At 59.5% G+C, this 16,871-nt stretch carries 13 protein-coding genes; 1 reads left to right on the top strand and 12 read right to left on the bottom strand.

Features of this window, described 5'->3' with window-relative positions; translation table 11 throughout:
- Positions 1-5: 5 nt before the first annotated feature.
- Positions 6-359, top strand: a complete 354-nt coding sequence (locus tag ACIQU2_RS23125; protein WP_274074573.1) for a BON domain-containing protein — start codon at positions 6-8, stop codon at positions 357-359.
- 232 nt (positions 360-591) lie between these two features.
- Here ACIQU2_RS23125 and ACIQU2_RS23120 read toward each other — a convergent pair whose 3' ends face one another.
- The 12 genes from ACIQU2_RS23120 to ACIQU2_RS23065 all read right to left on the bottom strand — a co-directional run bounded on the left by ACIQU2_RS23120 (position 592) and on the right by ACIQU2_RS23065 (position 16,849).
- Positions 592-888, bottom strand: coding sequence for a DUF2845 domain-containing protein (locus tag ACIQU2_RS23120; RefSeq protein ID WP_347803819.1), 297 nt, complete (start codon positions 886-888; stop codon positions 592-594).
- On the bottom strand, positions 888-3,839 hold the full coding sequence (locus ACIQU2_RS23115) for a DUF748 domain-containing protein (protein ID WP_403144171.1): 2,952 nt from the start codon (positions 3,837-3,839) through the stop codon (positions 888-890). Before ACIQU2_RS23115 ends, ACIQU2_RS23120 begins: the two co-directional genes overlap by 1 nt.
- A 93-nt stretch (positions 3,840-3,932) precedes the next feature.
- Entirely contained in the window at positions 3,933-4,949 is a 1,017-nt protein-coding gene (locus ACIQU2_RS23110) for a class I SAM-dependent rRNA methyltransferase (RefSeq protein WP_403144169.1), read from the bottom strand.
- A gap of 156 nt (positions 4,950-5,105) precedes the next feature.
- Positions 5,106-5,978 (bottom strand): oxygenase MpaB family protein, encoded by an 873-nt coding sequence (locus ACIQU2_RS23105; protein WP_347803816.1) that lies wholly within the window; start codon positions 5,976-5,978, stop codon positions 5,106-5,108.
- Positions 5,979-6,029: 51 nt separating this feature from the next.
- The gene (gene acs, locus ACIQU2_RS23100) at positions 6,030-7,967 is read right to left on the bottom strand and encodes an acetate--CoA ligase (protein ID WP_403144167.1); all 1,938 of its coding nucleotides are present in this window, start codon (positions 7,965-7,967) and stop codon (positions 6,030-6,032) included.
- A gap of 230 nt (positions 7,968-8,197) precedes the next feature.
- Positions 8,198-9,862 carry a glucose-6-phosphate isomerase gene (gene pgi / locus ACIQU2_RS23095; protein ID WP_403144165.1) on the bottom strand — a complete coding sequence of 555 codons (1,665 nt, stop codon included), beginning with the start codon at positions 9,860-9,862 and terminating at the stop codon, positions 8,198-8,200.
- A 227-nt stretch (positions 9,863-10,089) separates the two neighbouring features.
- A complete protein-coding gene (gene panD / locus ACIQU2_RS23090; RefSeq protein WP_003228271.1) occupies positions 10,090-10,470 on the bottom strand; it encodes an aspartate 1-decarboxylase in 381 nt (126 codons plus the stop codon).
- 130 nt (positions 10,471-10,600) lie between these two features.
- On the bottom strand, positions 10,601-11,461 hold the full coding sequence (gene panC / locus ACIQU2_RS23085) for a pantoate--beta-alanine ligase (protein ID WP_403144163.1): 861 nt from the start codon (positions 11,459-11,461) through the stop codon (positions 10,601-10,603).
- On the bottom strand, positions 11,458-12,258 hold the full coding sequence (gene panB, locus ACIQU2_RS23080) for a 3-methyl-2-oxobutanoate hydroxymethyltransferase (protein WP_347803812.1): 801 nt from the start codon (positions 12,256-12,258) through the stop codon (positions 11,458-11,460). Before panB ends, panC begins: the two co-directional genes overlap by 4 nt.
- 376 nt (positions 12,259-12,634) lie before the next feature.
- Positions 12,635-13,120: a 2-amino-4-hydroxy-6-hydroxymethyldihydropteridine diphosphokinase gene (folK, locus tag ACIQU2_RS23075; RefSeq protein ID WP_403144162.1), complete on the bottom strand. Its 486-nt coding sequence runs from the start codon at positions 13,118-13,120 to the stop codon at positions 12,635-12,637.
- Positions 13,121-13,123: 3 nt separating this feature from the next.
- Positions 13,124-14,524, bottom strand: coding sequence for a polynucleotide adenylyltransferase PcnB (locus tag ACIQU2_RS23070; RefSeq protein ID WP_347803810.1), 1,401 nt, complete (start codon positions 14,522-14,524; stop codon positions 13,124-13,126).
- Positions 14,525-15,412: 888 nt separating this feature from the next.
- The gene (locus ACIQU2_RS23065; protein WP_403144160.1) at positions 15,413-16,849 is read right to left on the bottom strand and encodes a sigma-54-dependent transcriptional regulator; all 1,437 of its coding nucleotides are present in this window, start codon (positions 16,847-16,849) and stop codon (positions 15,413-15,415) included.
- Between the last annotated feature and the right edge of the window lie 22 nt (positions 16,850-16,871).

Below are 16,871 nucleotides of genomic sequence, written 5' to 3'. Positions count from 1 at the left end.
CTCGTATGAAGAAGTTCGCTATCGCTGCCGCTACTGCTACCGCGCTGACCCTGACCATGGCCAACGCTGCATTTGCTCAAACCCAAGCCACTCAAGCACCTATGATGCTGGCTGCTGGTGAGGTCACTGAAGCGAAAGAGGATGTTTCCGATACTTGGATCACCACCAAAGTCAAAAGTGACCTGGTGACTGAAAAAGGGATTCCTGGTACCGATATCAAAGTCGAAACCAACAAAGGCGTTGTGTCTCTGTCGTCCACCGTTGCGGTGACTGACGCTCAGAAAACCACTGCTGTGGCCATCACCAAGAAAATCAAAGGCGTCAAAGCGGTCTCCGCTGATGGCCTGAAAGCCGAGTAAGGCAAGACTTCTCGCCTGGACTGGGAGAAGGCGCGACAGGCGGGCCGAGCAATACGTCTGCCGCCTCTGGAGAGTTCATGCGAAGGCCATAAGGATGTGGCCATTACAGGCCCCGGCATTCGTGTCGGGGCCTGTTCTATTTGGCAAACGCAAAAGATCGCAGCCTCCGGCAGCTCCTACAGTGGAGTGTGTGCACCTGTAGGAGCTGCCGGAGGCTGCGATCTTTTGATCTTCAGTTACCGCGCTTGCTGGTGATCTGCTTCAAACGATTGCCTTCAAAACGCAGGTACTGATACATCCCGCCGTTGGGTCCGTAGGTCCATTCCTCGACTTGAAACTCTTCCCGCCGGTTGGCGCTGCGCTTGTAGCCCAACAGATCACGGCTGACCGGTTCACCGCATTTCTGCAGCACTTCGCTGGACCTGTCCCCGACACTGACCAATTGACTGCCGCAGCGCAGGGTGTCGGCTGCCGAGGCCTGACTGGTGGCCATCGCCAGAGCCAGGCTCATCAGCCATTTTGCGCCCATCACTCGGCGTCCAGATGCAGCGGCGTAACGACCCCACCGTCACTTTCCGCCTCGCCGAGGTTAGCGTCGATGAAGTACACGCGGTCATCGGCCAACTGACCCTTGTCGACCAGATAGTCCTTGATGCTGCTGGCGCGTTCCTGACCCAACTGACGCAACAGCACATCGCTGGAACTCCAGAACTTGATCACGCCTTCGCGCATTTTTACCGTGCGTTCTTCCTTGCCCAGATCCTTCCATTCGGCGGGCGGCTGAGTCTTCAGGCGCGTGCGGTAGATCCCTTCCAGCAGCGGACCTTTCTCGTTATCCGGTACTTCCAGCAATGAAGCCTGAGCCGGCACCTTGTCACCGCGACGCTGGAGCATTTTGTAGTAGTTGTACTGGTATTCCCGCTCCAGACGTTGCTCGGCGATCAGCGGGCCATCGCTGCTTGCAGCAGCCGTGCCTTCGATTTCCAGGCGCAAGGCCGGACGTTCCTTGAGGGCCTGGGACAGTTTGACCAGCGCACCCTCGGCCTCCTTGCTCAGGTTGCTTGAACCCGGGGCAAACGACACAGTGCCCAAATCTTCCGAACCACCACCACTGACCAGCCCGCCAATCATTTTGAATGGTGCCGCGGCGGCTTTGACGATCAGGTTGCGCAAGGTCTGCCAGACAATCGGCATGATGCTGAACTGCGGGTTGTTCAGGTCGCCGGTCACCGGCAGCTCGATGGAAATCTTGCCATCGACGTCCTTGAGCAACGCGATCGCCAGTTTCAGCGGCAGGCTCACGGCGTCCGGACTGTCGACTTTCTCTCCCAGTTGCAACTGCTCGACCACCACTTTGTTTTCGGCCTTGAGCTGGCCCTTGGTGATCAGGTAATGCAGGTCGAGATTGAGCCGGCCCTTGCGGATGCGGTAGCCGGCGAACTTGCCGGAGTAGGGCGTCAGCGTGGTCAGTTCCACCCGTTTGAAGCTGGTGGTGATGTCGAGGCTGGCCATCGGGTCGAACGGATTGACCGAGCCCTTGATGGTCACCGGCGCATAGCGGTCGACCTTGCCTTTGATGTCCACGGTCGCAGGTTTCGCCTGACGGCTGTCGATGGTGCCGATCTGTCCGTTGAGCTGTTGAACAGCAGTGGCGAAGTTCGGGGTCAGGCTGAAGTCGGCGAAGTTGGCCGAGCCGTCATTGATGGCAATGCCGCCAATGTGGATGCCCAGCGGTTTTTCCTTGCTGGCAGGTTTGGCTGCAGCCGTTTTGGCGCCTGAGTCGGCCGGTTGCGGGATCAGCAGGTCATCGATGTTGGTGGTGCGGTCATCGTTGATCATGAAGCGCGCATAAGGCTGGAACAGGTTGACCTTGTCGATCGACAGACTATCGCCGTGCTGATAATTCAGGCCTTCGAGCACCAACTGCTGCCACTTGAGGAAGTCGCGGGTTTTGAGGGTGTCGAGGGTATGCAGTTGATCGACCTGGGCTTTGCCTGTGACGCTGAACGCCAGCGGCTCGGTGCTTTTCAGATCGACCGCCAGATCACTGCCGAGCATGCCGCTGCGCAGTTCCAGGCGGATGAACGGGTTGATATAGGACTGGGCGACGCGCAGGTCGATGTCCTTGGTTTGCACTTTTAACTGAGCGCTGACCGGGGCGAGATTGACGACACCGTCTGCCGTGATCTTGCCTTGCTTGCCCACGCCCGTATCGAGCTTGAGGTTAAAAGGCGAGCCATTGAGGCTGTCGAAATTCTGCAGGTCCAGGTTCAGCGGGCCGACATCCAACGCGACGGCGGGTTGCGCCTTGCGGTCAGCCAGATGCACCTGGTAATCGCGCAGTTGCACGTCTTTGAGCAGCACCTGCCATGGCTTGCTCGGTGGCGCCGGGTCGGGTTTCGGTGAATCGGCGGCTGCCGGGGTGCTGGCCGGTTCGGCGTTGGCTTTGACGGCCGGTTTGGACGGTTGGCTGGCGAACAGTTTCTGCCAATCGAGTTGGCCGTCGGCTTCAAGGGTGGCCCAGGTTTCCAGTTTCTGGCTGCGGATCTTGCCGACGACCACTTGCTGCTTGGCCAGGTCTACGGTGGTTTCGCTGATGTCCAGCCGCCCAAGCTTCGCCAGCGGCCGACCGTCCGGTGCCTTGATGTTGAAAGGCGCGACGCTGACGGCGACGTTGCTCAGCAGCAGTTCGGTTTCTTTGGACAGGTTCAGCTTGTAATCGGTGCTCAGGTTCAGGGTGCCGTTTTCCAGATCCAACGGCACCGAATCGCGCACGTAAGGCCACCAGACTTTCATGTTGGCATCGGTGACTTTCAACTTACCTTCGGAGGCGATCGGGATCAGGCTGAAATTACCGGTCCAGTCGATCTGTCCACCGGCAGGGCCGGCGGCCACCAGGGTCATGTCGGCGTTATCTTCTGGCAGGGTACTGAGGTTTTTCAGCTCGAAGTCGAGTTTGTCGTAGAGGAATTCGATCGGCTCGCTGGGCCGTGCATCCTGGAAGTGCACATAGCCGTCGGCCAGTTTGATCCGCTCGATGCGCAACGGGAACGGTTTGGCGTTCGGGTCGGCCGGGGTCGGCTCACTGGCGGGGATTTTGAACAGGCCAAGCAGATTGAGCTTACCGTCCTTGCCGAAGAGGATTTCGGTCTTGGGTTTGTCTATGTCGATATCGGACAGGTGCAGCGCCTTGGTCCAGAGGCTGTCGATCTGGAGATTGGCATACAGCCGCTCGAAGCCGACCTGCTCCTTGCCCGGATCGCCGATGATCAAGCCCCACAGGGTCACTTCAAGGCTGAACGGGTTGAGTTCGATCCGCGAAATCGTCGCGGGCGTCGTCGCGTAACTGGCCAATTGTTGATTGGCCACCCGTAACGCGATACCCGGCAAAATCAGAAACCCCAGCAGGCTGTAGAGGGCTAGAGCGGTCAACAGAGCGCCAATAGCGCGAATCAATCCTTTGGGCATGTGCGGCTTCATCTGTCTGAATCGGAGTGCGTTGGAGTATGGCACGCGATTCCGGTTCCGAAGTGATCATGCTTTATAGGATTTATCTGATTTTCCGGACGAATCTCAGAGCTGCAGAATCAGGGTTTTCAGCGGCGGCTGCTCATCCATTGACGGAAAATCGCCGCCCGGTTTCATCGCTGTCCACTCGCGCACTGGCCGGCCGGCTTTCTCTGCACAACGCAAAACTTGCTCGCGCCAGTCGTCCATGCTGACTTTTGCCAGGTTATTGCAGCAGATCAGCACGCCATTGTCGGCGGTGGCCAGCAGCGCGGGTTTGAGCAGGCTCTGATAGTCGCGCAGCAAGTCGACGGTGCCAAAAGCGCTCTTGGCCCAGGCCGGCGGGTCCAGCAGCACCAGATCGTACTGACGCTGTTCCAGACGCTGATAGCTCGGCAGTTTTTGCCCGCGGCGCTGGCTGATCGGCAAGCCCGCCAGTTGGCGGATGGCCGGGAAATAATCGGACTGGATGAAGTCCATGGTCGGCAATTGCGGATTGAGCAGGCCGTTCTCACGGCCGACGGCCAGGTTGCCCTCAGCGAAGTCGAGGTTGCAGACTTCGCTAGCGCCACCGGCCGCAGCACTCAGGCCGACGCCACAGGTGTAGGCGAACAGGTTCAGCACACTTTTGTTTTTGCTGTGCTGCTTGACCCAGCCGCGCGTGGTGCGCAGGTCGAGGAACAGCAGCGGATCCTGGCCGGCGTGGCGGCCGCGGACCCGGTAATTCAGGCCCCATTCGTGGCCGATCAGGTCTTGCAGGGCGGCTTCGTCGGCGCGGTAGACGATGTCTTCACGGTCGATGCGCGAGTTGCCACGGGAGCGATCGTTGTACACCAGCAGCGTTTCGAGGCCCAGGTGCTGATTGATGGTGTCGTGCATTTGCAGCAGCGCATCTCGCTCCAGCGACTGGTGAAAGCTTTGCACCAGCAATTGCGGGCCGTAGCGGTCGATCGTCAGGCCGCCGGCGCCTTCCTGGCTGCCGTGGAACAGTCGATAGCAATCGGTGCCTTGCTGATGCAGTTCGGCCAGCAGGTCCTGACGACTATCGAGGGCGGCGCGCAGCGCCTGATTCAAGGAAGACATGCTGGGCGCCTTGCAGGAGGGAATTTGGCGCGGGAGTTTAACAGCTTGGCGCGGGACCGCGGTGATGCCTTCGCGAGCAGGCTCGCTCCCACAATGATTTGATGAACAACACGCATCCAATGTGGGAGTGAGCCTGCTCGCGAAGCTTTTAAGCGCTTAGCTGAGCAACCCCATCCGCCGCTTGGCGCGCTGCACCGAGCCATTACGCATCGCCCAGCGCATCATCGGCGCACTACGCATGACGCTGGCGCGGATCAACTTGCGTTGCAGCGAGGTCTGATTGACGCTGAGCATGTCACTGGCCCAGTCCGGCAGCAGATCGATCCCGGCCTGCATCATCAAGCCGCCAAACGGTTTGGCCAGACGGCTGGGGGCGGGCGCGTTCAACAGCAGTCGCAACACCTCGCGACTGCGTTGGTCGCACAGCAGTTGCGGGCGGATTCGTTCAAGGTAATCAGCAATTTCCTTGCGGCTTCGCGGCACATCACGGGCGCCCAACCGCTCAGCAACCAGCGCGATTTCGCCGTAGTAACGGTCCTGATCAGCCATGGACAAGTGTGGATTGCGATAGCGCAAATGCGCGGCGAGGAAGTTGCTGACCTCGGCCACGTGCACCCACGTCAGCAAGTCGGGATCGCTGGCGGCGTAAGGCCGGCCATCCGGCGCGGTACCGACCACTTGCAGGTGAATGGTGCGGACTTTCTCGATCAGCCAGTCGGCGTCTTTGCGCGAACCGAACGTAGTCCCGGAGATGAACTGACTGGTGCGGCGCAATCGGCCGATCATGTCTTCGCGAAAATTCGAGTGATCCCAGACTCCGGCCAAGGCCAGCGGATGCAAGGCTTGCAGCATCAGCGCACTGATGCCGCCAATCAGCATGCTGCTGAAGTCGCCGTGGACTTGCCAGCTCACCGAATCGGGACCGAACAGGCCGGGATCGCCTTTGGGGTTTTCCAGGTCGAGCTTGCCGAGGGACAGACCGGTCAGGCTCATGAGTTGGGTTTCGATGCGGGTACGGATGAATTCCATGGCAACTCAGTGGGGGAAAAAAATGCGCGGCCAGTGGTGGCCGCGCCGGGGTTATTGGTTCAGACGTTTGTCGATCAAGCCCTGGACCACGCTTGGATCAGCCAGCGTCGAGGTGTCACCCAGGCTGTCCAGTTCGTTGCAGGCGATCTTGCGCAGAATGCGCCGCATGATCTTGCCCGAACGGGTTTTCGGCAAGGCCGGCGCCCACTGGATCAGGTCCGGTTTGGCGAAGCTGCCGATTTCCTCGCTGACGTGGGCGAGCAATGCTTTCTTCAGTTCGTCACTGGGCTCGGTGCCTTTCATGGGGGTGACGAAGGCGTAGATGCCCTGACCCTTGACGTCGTGCGGGTAACCGACCACCGCCGCTTCGGCGATGCTGTCGTGCAGCACGAGCGCGCTTTCCACTTCCGCGGTGCCGATGCGGTGCCCGGAAACGTTGATCACGTCGTCGATGCGCCCGGTGATCCAATAATCGCCATCCTCATCGCGCCGGGCGCCGTCGCCGGTGAAGTAGTAACCGGGGTAGGGCTTGAAGTAGGTGTCGACCATTCGTTGCGGGTCGCCATAGACACTGCGGATCTGCGCCGGCCAGCTGGATTTGATCGCCAGCACACCGCTGCCGGCGCCTTTGATTTCCTTGCCTGCTTCATCGAGCAACACCGGTTGCACGCCGAACATCGGTTGCGTGGCGCAACCGGGTTTGATCCTTTGAGCGCTGACCAGAGGGCTGAGCATGATGCCGCCAGTTTCGGTCTGCCACCAGGTATCGACGATCGGACAACGCTGTTCGCCGACAGCATTGAAGTACCACTCCCACGCTTCCGGGTTGATGGGCTCACCGACACTGCCGAGTAATCTGAGGCTCGCGCGGGAAGTTTCCTTCAACGGTTCGGGGCCTTCACGCATCAGGGAGCGCAGGGCGGTCGGGGCGGTATAGAAAATGTTCACATGGTGCTTGTCGATCACCTGCCAGAAGCGCGAGCTGCTCGGGTAGCTCGGCACGCCTTCGAAGATCAGCGTGGTCGCGCCGTTGGCCAGCGGACCGTAGACGATGTAGCTGTGGCCGGTGACCCAGCCGACATCGGCGGTGCACCAGAAGACTTCGTCGTCACGGTAGTCGAGCACGTACTTGAAGGTCATCGCCGCTTGCAGCAGGTAGCCGCCGGTGGTGTGCAGCACGCCTTTGGGTTTGCCGGTGCTGCCGGAGGTGTAGAGGATAAACAGCGGGTCTTCGGCGTCCATCGGTTCAGGCGGACAATCGTCACTGACGTCGCGCAGCGCCTGGTGATACCAGATGTCCCGACCGTCAACCCAGTCCACTTCGCCCTGAGTGCGCTCGACCACGATGACGGTGCTCACGTTCGGGCAACTTTGCAGCGCCTTGTCGACCTTCTGCTTGAGCGGCACGACTTTACCGCCGCGCACGCCTTCATCGGCGGTGATCACGGTGCGGCAGTCGGCATCGAGAATCCGGTCACGCACAGAGTCCGGAGAGAAACCACCGAACACCACCGAATGCACCGCACCAATGCGCGTGCAGGCGAGCATGGCGTAGGCGGCTTCGGGGATCATCGGCATGTAGATGCACACGCGGTCGCCTTTCTTCACGCCACGGCTTTTGAGCACGTTGGCCAGGCGACAGACGTTGTGATGAAGTTTTTTGTAGGTGATCTGCGCGGATTCGGCAGGGTCGTCGCCTTCCCAGATGATCGCGATTTGATCGCCGCGCTTTTCCAGGTGGCGGTCGATGCAGTTGTAACTGACATTTAACTTTCCGCCGGCGAACCAGCTCGCCTCACCGGTTTTCAGGTTATAGCGCTGGACGGTATCCCACGGCGTACTCCAGTCGAGAAAGCGTGTGGCCTGTTCAGCCCAGAAGGTGCTGGGGTGGTCGATGGATTGGCGGTACAGGCGCGTGTAGTCGTCCTGACTTAACTGTGCAGCCCGGCGGACGGCATCGGCTTGGGGGAACGTGCTGATATCGAACATGACGGTTCCTTATTCTTGTTTTGCGACAAGAGGGGAGCTGCGCGACCCTCGTAGGAGCTGCCGAAGGCTGCGATCTTTTGATCTTGTTTTTAACAATCAAAATCAAAAGATCGCAACCTTCGGCAGCTCCTACAGTGATAGCGCACGCCACCGATTTTGCGGTAAACCCGGTGCCGTGGAACTGTCGATGCTGCAAGTAGAAGGGGCGGGTAAGCCGCCCCTTCAGCCTATCACCCGCGGTGACGACCGCGGAAGTAGTTGATCAGGCCTTGGGTCGAAGCATCGTCAGCCGGGGTTTCTTCGCTGCCGACCAGGCGGTTGTAGACGCCTTTACCGAGCTCTTTACCCAGCTCCACGCCCCATTGGTCGAAGGCGTTGATGCCCCAGATCACGCTTTGCACAAAGACTTTGTGCTCGTACATCGCCACCAATGCGCCGAGACGGCGCGGGCTGATGCGCTCAACCACCAAGGTGTTGCTTGGACGGTTGCCCGGGATCACCTTTTGCGGTGCGATTTTGTGCACCTCTTCTTCGCTCATGCCCTTGTCGCGCAACTCGGCTTCGGCTTCGGCAAGGGTCTTGCCCAGCATCAGCGCCTGGCTTTGCGACAGGCAGTTGGCATACAGCCACTGGTGGTGGTCGGACACCGGGTTGAAGCTGACGATCGGCACGATGAAGTCGGCCGGGATCAGTTGGGTGCCCTGGTGCAGCAACTGGTGATACGCATGCTGACCGTTGCAGCCGACGCCGCCCCAGATCACCGGGCCTGTGTCGGTGGACACTGGAGTGCCGTCCTGACGCACGCTCTTGCCGTTGGATTCCATGTCCAACTGTTGCAAGTGCTTGGTGATGTTGCGCAGGTAGTGGTCGTACGGCAGGATCGCGTGGCTCTGTGCACCCCAGAAGTTGCCGTACCAGACGCCGAGCAACGCCAGCAACACCGGCATGTTCTGGTCGAAGGGCGCGCTCTGGAAATGCTGGTCCATGGTGTAGGCACCGGACAGCAGTTCCTTGAAGTTCGACATGCCGATGGCCAGGGCAATCGGCAAACCGATGGCCGACCACAGCGAGTAACGGCCGCCAACCCAGTCCCACATAGGGAAGATGTTTTCTTCGCGGATCCCGAATGCCACCGCCGCTGCATTGTTGCTGGAGACGGCGATGAAGTGACGGTACAGCTCGGCTTCCGAACCACCCTGAGCCAGGTACCAGGCACGTGCGGCCTGGGCATTCTTCAGGGTTTCGAGGGTGTTGAAGGATTTCGACGAAACGATGAACAGCGTGGTTTCGGCGCGCAGTTTCATGGTCAGTTCGTGGAACTCACTGCCGTCGATGTTCGCCAGGTAATGGCAGCGCACGCCTTTCTGGGCGTAGGACAGCAGCGCTTCGGAGACCAGCTCCGGGCCGAGGAACGAGCCACCGATGCCGATGTTCACCACGTCAGTGATCGGCTTCTCGGAGTAGCCGCGCCACAAACCGTCGTGGATACGGCCCACGAGGTCGGTGATCTGGTTCAGGACCTTGTGCACTTCCGGCATCACGTTGACGCCGTTGACCGACAGCTTGTCGCCGACCGGACGGCGCAGGGCGGTGTGCAAGGCCGGACGACCTTCGGAGGAGTTGACGATTTCGCCTTCGAACAGCGCTTTGATCGCGCCCTGGAGGTCGACTTCGTTGGCCAGGCCCACCAGCAGATTGCGGGTCTGGGCGTTGATCAGGTTCTTCGAGTAGTCGAGAAACAGGCCGCAGCTGCTGAGGGTGAATTGGGTAAAGCGCTGCGGATCGGCATTAAAGGCTTCGCGCATGCTGAAATCCTGCATGGCTTGGCGGTGGTCATTCAACGCTTGCCAGGCGGGCAGAGCGGTAACGTCTTGAGGGGTGCGGTAATACGCCATCGCTGCGGGTTTCCTTTTTACTTGAACGGCCTTTTGAACACTAAAAATACCGGAGCGCTGTGGATGGGCGTCCGGTGAACTGCGTCGACACGATTTCATGACACAGGGCGAATACAGTAAACCTCGCGCTGCGATCTGTCTTGACTTTGTCTGACCCGTTCCCGGTACTTTTTTATACATCGAGCAGGGAACGGTCCGACAAACGGAAGGGGAGGGCTAAGACTGGATCAGGCGACCTGAACCGGAATGGCATTGCTGGTATGGCTCAGTTCATTACCCGGCGCCATGTAGAGCATGCGTGGCTTGAAGTTGAGCAGCTCGGCTTCGCTGTAGTGGGCGTATGCGCAGATGATCACGCGGTCACCCACCTTGGCCTTGTGCGCTGCGGCACCGTTGACCGAGATCATGCGCGAGCCTTCCTCGCCACGAATCGCGTAGGTGGTGAAGCGTTCACCATTGTCGACGTTGTAGATCTGGATCTGTTCGTACTCACGAATGCCGGACAGGTCCAGCCATTCGCCGTCGATGGCGCAAGAACCTTCGTAATCGAGTACAGCGTGGGTGACTTCGGCGCGATGCAGCTTGGCTTTGAGCATGATGGCGTGCATGAGTTGTTTCCCCAGGTCGGAATCGAACGGCGGGCAGCGCCCACAGGCGCGTAGAAGCTGCCGTAGGCTGCGATCTTTTGATCTAGCCGTTCAGTTTTTGATCTTGTTGTTTATTCTTTGATCTTGCCGTTTAAACCGCAGCGTCGAGGTTCAGATGCAGGTTATCGATCAACCGCGTTGTACCCAGGAACGCCGCCACCAGAATCACCAGATCCCGATCTTGCGCAGTTGCCGGGCGCAAGGTCAGCGCATGGCGAATTTCCAGATAATCAGGACGCAAACCAGCCGTTTCAAGCTGCTTGATCTGCGCGCTGATTACGGCCGGGAAATCCCGTTCGCCCTGTTTGATCGCGTCGGCAATCTGGCTCAAACCGCGATACACAACCGGCGCAATGGCCCGCTGTTCTTCGCTGAGGAAACCATTGCGCGACGACAGCGCCAGGCCATCGGCTGCACGTACCGTCGGTTCGCCGATAATCTGGATCGGCATGTTCAGGTCATGCACCAGGGCGCGGATCACCGCCAGTTGCTGAAAGTCTTTCTGGCCGAAGATCGCCAGGTCCGGCTGGACCATGTTGAACAGCTTGGTGACCACCGTCGCCACACCTTCGAAATGCCCGGGACGGCTGGCGCCGCAGAGGCCTTCGGAGAGTTGCGGAACGCTGACGCGGGTCTGGCCGACCATGCCGTCGGGATACATTTCTTCAACGGTTGGCGCGAACAGCAAGTGGCAACCGGCCTGGAGCAGTTTCTCCTGATCGGCTGCGAGGGTGCGCGGATACTTGTCGAGGTCTTCGCCGGCGCCGAACTGCAACGGATTGACGAAAATGCTCGCGACCACGAAATCCACCCGTTGGGTGGCTTTGGTCACCAGTGCAACATGACCGCTGTGCAGGTTGCCCATGGTCGGCACGAAGCCGATTCGCTTGCCTTCGCCACGGGCACGGGCCACGGCGGCCCGCAATTCGCGTACGGTTTTTACGGTGTTCATGCAGAGAATCCGTGTTCGATACCAGGGAAAGTCGCCGCTTTGACTTCAGTGACGTACGCACCAAGCGCCGCTTGAATGTTTTGTTGCCCGGCCATGAAGTTCTTCACGAACTTCGGCACACGGCCAGTGATCGACAGGCCGAGCATGTCGTGCAGAACCAGTACCTGGCCGTCAGTGCCACTGCCGGCGCCGATGCCGATCACCGGAATACCCACTGCCTGGGTAATTTCCTGAGCCAGTTCGCTCGGTACGCACTCGAGCAGCAACATGGATGCACCCGCCTGCTCCAGCGCGATGGCATCGGCGCGCATCTGGCGTGCCTGGTTCTCGCTACGGCCCTGGACTTTGTAACCGCCGAGGATATTCACCGATTGCGGTGTCAGCCCCATGTGGGCGCACACCGGGATACCGCGTTCGGCCAGCAGACGGATCGATTCCGCCAGCCACAGCGCACCTTCAACCTTGACCATGTGCGCACCCGCCTGCATCAACAGGGCACTGTTGGTCATGGCTTGTTCGGTGGTGGCGTAGGCCATGAAGGGCAGGTCGGCGAGGATCAACGCATCGGTGTTACCGCGTTTGACGGACGCCACGTGGTAAGCCATTTCAGCGGTGGTGACCGGCAGGGTGCTGTCGTGACCTTGCAAAACCATGCCAAGGGAGTCGCCCACCAGCAGTACTTCGACACCAGCCTCATTGCAGGCGTGGGCGAAGGTCGCGTCATAGCAGGTCAGCATGGTGATTTTTTCACCTTTTTGCTTGAGACCTTGCAGAGTGGTCAGTGTGATGGCTGGCATGAAAAGTTCCTCATTCAGGCGCTGTGGAAACTACTGCGAGTAACGCGCGTGATTCTTCGTTAAATACAGGCGCACGGTCTGTTGTCGTGCTTTTAAGGCCTGGATTGCGCCCTTCAACGCCGTGTTGGCGGCAGCGGGACGCCTATAGTCGTGAGGAGAACTCGGGAAGTCAATTGCGTGTGTTACCGCATTGTTACGCCAGGGGTGTTACCGGGGTAACTGATGCGATTCAGCAACTTTTTGCTGCTGCGGATCTTTGAGGCGACACAAACCATTGTGGGAGCGAGCCTGCTCGCGAAAGCGATCTGACATTCAACGGAAATGGTGAATATGAGGTCGCTTTCCCGAGCAGGCTCGCTCCCACAGGAGATTTTTGTCAATTTTGGGAAAGGCGTTCCAGCCCGACGAACGGGCAGCTCGCGAGTAATTCCTTCAGGCTTCGACCATCAGCGAGACGCAAATCCGCAGGCGCCAGTTCGGCCAGTGGATAGAGAACGAAAGCTCGTTCCTGCATATGGTAGTGAGGCACCTTGAGGCGAGGTTCATCGATCAGCCGATCACCGAACAGTACGATGTCGAGATCCAGCGTACGCGGCCCCCAACGTTCAAGGCGCTCGCGGCCCTGTCCGTTCTCGATGGCTTGCAGCGCATCCAGCAGCTCAAGTGGCGGGAGTGTGCTGTCGAGGGCGGCAACCGCGTTGGTGTAACGCGGTTGGCCGGGCAGCAGCGAGTCGCTCTGATAAAACGCGGAAACCCCGATCAGTTCGGTTTGCGGCAACTGCGCCAGCGCCTCGACGGCGCTGCGCAATTGTTCGGCGGGGGCAGCCAGATTGCTGCCCATGCCGATGTAGATGCGTTCCATGGATTACTCGCCCGTCGCGCTCGGTGCGCCGGCGGTGCGTTTGCGCTTGGCGCCACCGCTGCGGCGACGTTTGCGTGGAGCTCCGGTGCCGTCGTCCTTGCCGCTGAGGTCGCGGATCATGTCGCGACGTTCGCTGTCGTTGGCGTCCTGATAGTCCGTCCACCATTCGCCCAGGCCATCGGTCTGCTCGCCGGCGCTTTCGCGCAGCAGCAGGAAGTCGTAACCGGCACGGAACCGCGGGTTGTCCAGCAACAGGTCGGCGCGCTTGCCGCTGCGGCGTGGCAGACGCTCTTGCATGTCCCAGATCTCGCGGATCGGCATGGTGAAGCGTTTCGGAATCGCGATGCGCTGGCACTGTTCGGCGATCAGTTCATGAGCGGCTTCCTGCATGGCCGGAATCGGCGGCATGCCACGTTCTTGCAAGCGCAATACACGAGCCGGCAGGGCAGGCCAAAGCAGCGCCGCAAACAGGAACGCCGGGGTCACCGGTTTGTTCTGTTTGATCCGCAGATCGGTGTTGATCAACGCTTCGCTGATCAGCGTGTGGGTGTACGTCGGGTTGTATTCCAGCGCCTCGGCACTGGCCGGGAACAGCGGATCGAACAGCTGCAGGTCGACCAGCATCTCGAAGGTGTCCGCGGCATGGCCGGAGAGGAACAGCTTGAGTACTTCTTCGAACAGGCGGGCCGATGGAATCTCGCGCAGCATCGGCGCCAGTTCACGGATTGGCGCGGCGCTGTGTTTTTCGATGCCGAAATTCAGCTTGGCGGCGAAACGCACGGCTCGCAGCATCCGTACCGGATCTTCCTGGTAGCGTTGCTTCGGATCGCCGATCAGGCGGATCAGGTGATTGCGGATGTCGTGTACGCCGTTGGCGTAGTCGAGGATGCGCTCGCTGACCGGATCGTAATACAAGGCGTTGATGGTGAAGTCGCGGCGTTGCGCGTCTTCTTCCAGCGTGCCGTAGACATTATCGCGCAGGATGCGCCCGCTCTCGTTGCGCGAGGACTGGTTGCTGTCTTCCTCTTCATCGCTTTGCGGGTGATTGGCGCGGAAGGTCGCGACTTCAATGATTTCGCGGCCGAAGTGGATATGCACCAGCTTGAAGCGTCGACCGATGATCCGCGCGTTGCGGAATTCGGCCCGAACCTGTTCAGGCGTGGCACTGGTGGCGACGTCGAAATCTTTTGGCGTGATGCCGAGCAGCATGTCACGCACACAGCCGCCGACCAGGTAAGCCTGATAACCGGCGTTCTGCAGGCGTTCGACGATGTTCACCGCGTAGCGACTGAATTGGGCCTTTTGCAGCGAATGTTGGCCGCTGTTGAGCACTTCAGGCGTGCTGCGAATGTGTTGCGTATGACGCTTGGGAGAACGGAATGACTGGAACAGCTTCTTCAGCATGGGATGCACTGTTTGAAGGAATGTTCGGCCAAAACGAAGAATGACCGCATGATGGGCGGGGATTCTAGCATTTAGTCGGGGGATGGTGTAGGAAGCTGCGCAAGCGCTTGAAGCAGGGGCTGGTACGCATAGGCATGTAGCAGCTGCCGAGCAGCGCGAGGCTGCGTTCGGTGCGGGCCGCGTTCGGACGAAGCCGTCGTAAAACCTGAGATTGCGGTGTGTCAGGAGAAAGCCGGTTGCCCATATTGCGACTACTGCGTAGTCGAACGCAGCCTCGCAGCCTCGGCAGCTACAGGGGCAGCGTGAATGCCGAATCGCAGAAACTACAAGGGGAGCCGAAGCTCCCCAAGAAAGTAGTTGCGTGCTCTATTTTTATTTTTGATTCGGGCTTCTTGTTTTTGTTGAGTGCCCTCGCCATGAAGTTTTTCCTTCACGACCCTCCCAATCGGGAGCCAAGAGCAAACGGATTGCTTTGGTCGCTGTGTTGCAGTGATCTTGCGATCCAACCAGTTCAGGCTCTGTCTTTTGACAGTTTTTTGTTGTTCTCGGCCTGGTCGTGGGGCAAGCCCCAAATACAACGCCTCTCCAAAAGAATCAGTTAGCTGCGCCTCTCGCCGTCTTGTTTTTATTGTGCGTGAGTCGATACGTCTTATTTTTATTGTCTTGTGCATTGCTTGTTATTGTTCTTGTACCAAACATATAGCAGGGTGCGTGCCAACTTTTGTGAGGCCCAGTAAAACAAGGGGTTAGGCGAGCTGGTGAGGTTTTTAGAGGCCAAAAAAAACCGGGGCTTCGTTACCGTAAGCCCCGGCTTCTGTTACGTGAAAAAGCTGAGGTAACAGTTTTTTCACAAGGTGACGTGTTACTCGCGCATCAGACAGGCACGGTTCAGCTCTCGCTGGCCACTCCGGTCTTGCGCCGCGGAATGCCCAGGCGCTGACGGCGTTCCCACAGGCATTTGCGACTGACACCGAGTTTGCGCGCCAACTCGGTTTCGGTCATGTGGTCCTGATGCTCGAGAACGAAGTGCTGGAAGTAATCTTCCAGTGACAGGTCTTCGGTCGGCTCATGGCTATTGTTACCGGTGGCGCTGCCCTGTTGTGGGGGCAGGCCGATGAAATCGTCATCGTCCAGATCGCTCAGTTCGATGTCGATCCCCAGCAGCTCGGCGGAAATCTCCGGGCTCTCGCACAGGATGACGGCACGCTCTACGGCGTTTTCCAACTCCCGAACGTTACCCGGCCAGGAGTAATGACGAATGGCCTGCTCGGCATCCGGGGCGAACTTCAGGTCGGTGCGGTTGACCCGCGCGCTCTGCCGCGCCAGGAACGCGTTGGCAATTTCGTTGACGTCGGCGCCGCGCTCGCGCAGGGCCGGCAGTTTCAGGGCGATCACGTGAAGGCGGTAATACAAGTCTTCACGGAACTGGCCGATCTTCGCCAGGCTCTTGAGGTCCCGGTGAGTCGCGGCAATCAGGCGCACATCGACTTTCTGTGACTGCACCGAACCCACACGACGAATTTCACCTTCCTGCAGCACGCGCAGCAGGCGGGCCTGGGCTTCCAGTGGCAGTTCGCCGATTTCGTCGAGGAACAAGGTGCCGCCGTCGGCGGCTTCTACCAGGCCGGCACGCCCGGCGCTGGCGCCAGTGAACGCGCCTTTTTCGTGGCCGAACAGTTCGGACTCGATCAGGCTTTCCGGAATGGCTGCGCAGTTCACCGAAATCATCGGCGCCTTGGCGCGTTTGGACAAATTGTGCAGGGCGCGCGCCACCAGTTCTTTACCAGTGCCGGATTCGCCCTGGATCAGGACATTGGAGTCGGTTGGCGCGACCTTGCGGATCTTGCTGTACAGATCCTGCATAGGCGGGCAGGAGCCGATGATGCCGATTTCGCCGTTGTTGTTGCTGGCGCCCGGTTTCGCGGCGCCATTACCGGCTTTACCGGCGAGCGGCTCACCGCTGGCTTGCACTGCTTGACGGTCACGCAGGATTCGCGCGACGGCTTGCAGCATTTCATCGTGATCGAAAGGCTTGGCGATGTAATCCACCGCACCCATCTTCATCGAGTCGACCGCCGAACGCAGGCTGGCGTAGCTGGTCATGATCAGCACCGGAGTGCCCTGGCCGAGTTTGATCAACTCGGTGCCAGGCGCGCCAGGCAGACGCAGGTCGCTGACGATCAGGTCGAACGTGGGAATGGTGAAGCGTTCTTGTGCTTCCTGCACTGAACCGGCTTCGCTGACCTGGTACTGGTTACGTTCCAGCAGGCGGCGCAAGGCGGAGCGGATAATTGTTTCGTCTTCGACGATCAAAATGTGCGGCATTGATTCGATACTCTCGACGGTC

Source organism: Pseudomonas sp. NPDC098740, from assembly GCF_044760065.1.
GTDB lineage: Bacteria > Pseudomonadota > Gammaproteobacteria > Pseudomonadales > Pseudomonadaceae > Aquipseudomonas > Aquipseudomonas rossensis.
This window is presented reverse-complemented; position numbering and strand designations above follow the sequence as displayed.

Coding starts and splice junctions, on each gene's coding strand:
- ACIQU2_RS23110 (WP_403144169.1), bottom strand. CDS start 4,949: ATGTCTTCCTTGAATCAGGCGCTGCGCGCCGCCCTCGATAGTCGTCAG.
- folK (WP_403144162.1), bottom strand. CDS start 13,120: ATGGAACGCATCTACATCGGCATGGGCAGCAATCTGGCTGCCCCCGCC.
- ACIQU2_RS23120 (WP_347803819.1), bottom strand. CDS start 888: ATGGGCGCAAAATGGCTGATGAGCCTGGCTCTGGCGATGGCCACCAGT.
- ACIQU2_RS23115 (WP_403144171.1), bottom strand. CDS start 3,839: ATGAAGCCGCACATGCCCAAAGGATTGATTCGCGCTATTGGCGCTCTG.
- pgi (WP_403144165.1), bottom strand. CDS start 9,862: ATGGCGTATTACCGCACCCCTCAAGACGTTACCGCTCTGCCCGCCTGG.
- panC (WP_403144163.1), bottom strand. CDS start 11,461: ATGAACACCGTAAAAACCGTACGCGAATTGCGGGCCGCCGTGGCCCGT.
- panD (WP_003228271.1), bottom strand. CDS start 10,470: ATGCACGCCATCATGCTCAAAGCCAAGCTGCATCGCGCCGAAGTCACC.
- ACIQU2_RS23065 (WP_403144160.1), bottom strand. CDS start 16,849: ATGCCGCACATTTTGATCGTCGAAGACGAAACAATTATCCGCTCCGCC.
- panB (WP_347803812.1), bottom strand. CDS start 12,258: ATGCCAGCCATCACACTGACCACTCTGCAAGGTCTCAAGCAAAAAGGT.
- acs (WP_403144167.1), bottom strand. CDS start 7,967: ATGTTCGATATCAGCACGTTCCCCCAAGCCGATGCCGTCCGCCGGGCT.
- ACIQU2_RS23070 (WP_347803810.1), bottom strand. CDS start 14,524: ATGCTGAAGAAGCTGTTCCAGTCATTCCGTTCTCCCAAGCGTCATACG.
- ACIQU2_RS23125 (WP_274074573.1), top strand. CDS start 6: ATGAAGAAGTTCGCTATCGCTGCCGCTACTGCTACCGCGCTGACCCTG.
- ACIQU2_RS23105 (WP_347803816.1), bottom strand. CDS start 5,978: ATGGAATTCATCCGTACCCGCATCGAAACCCAACTCATGAGCCTGACC.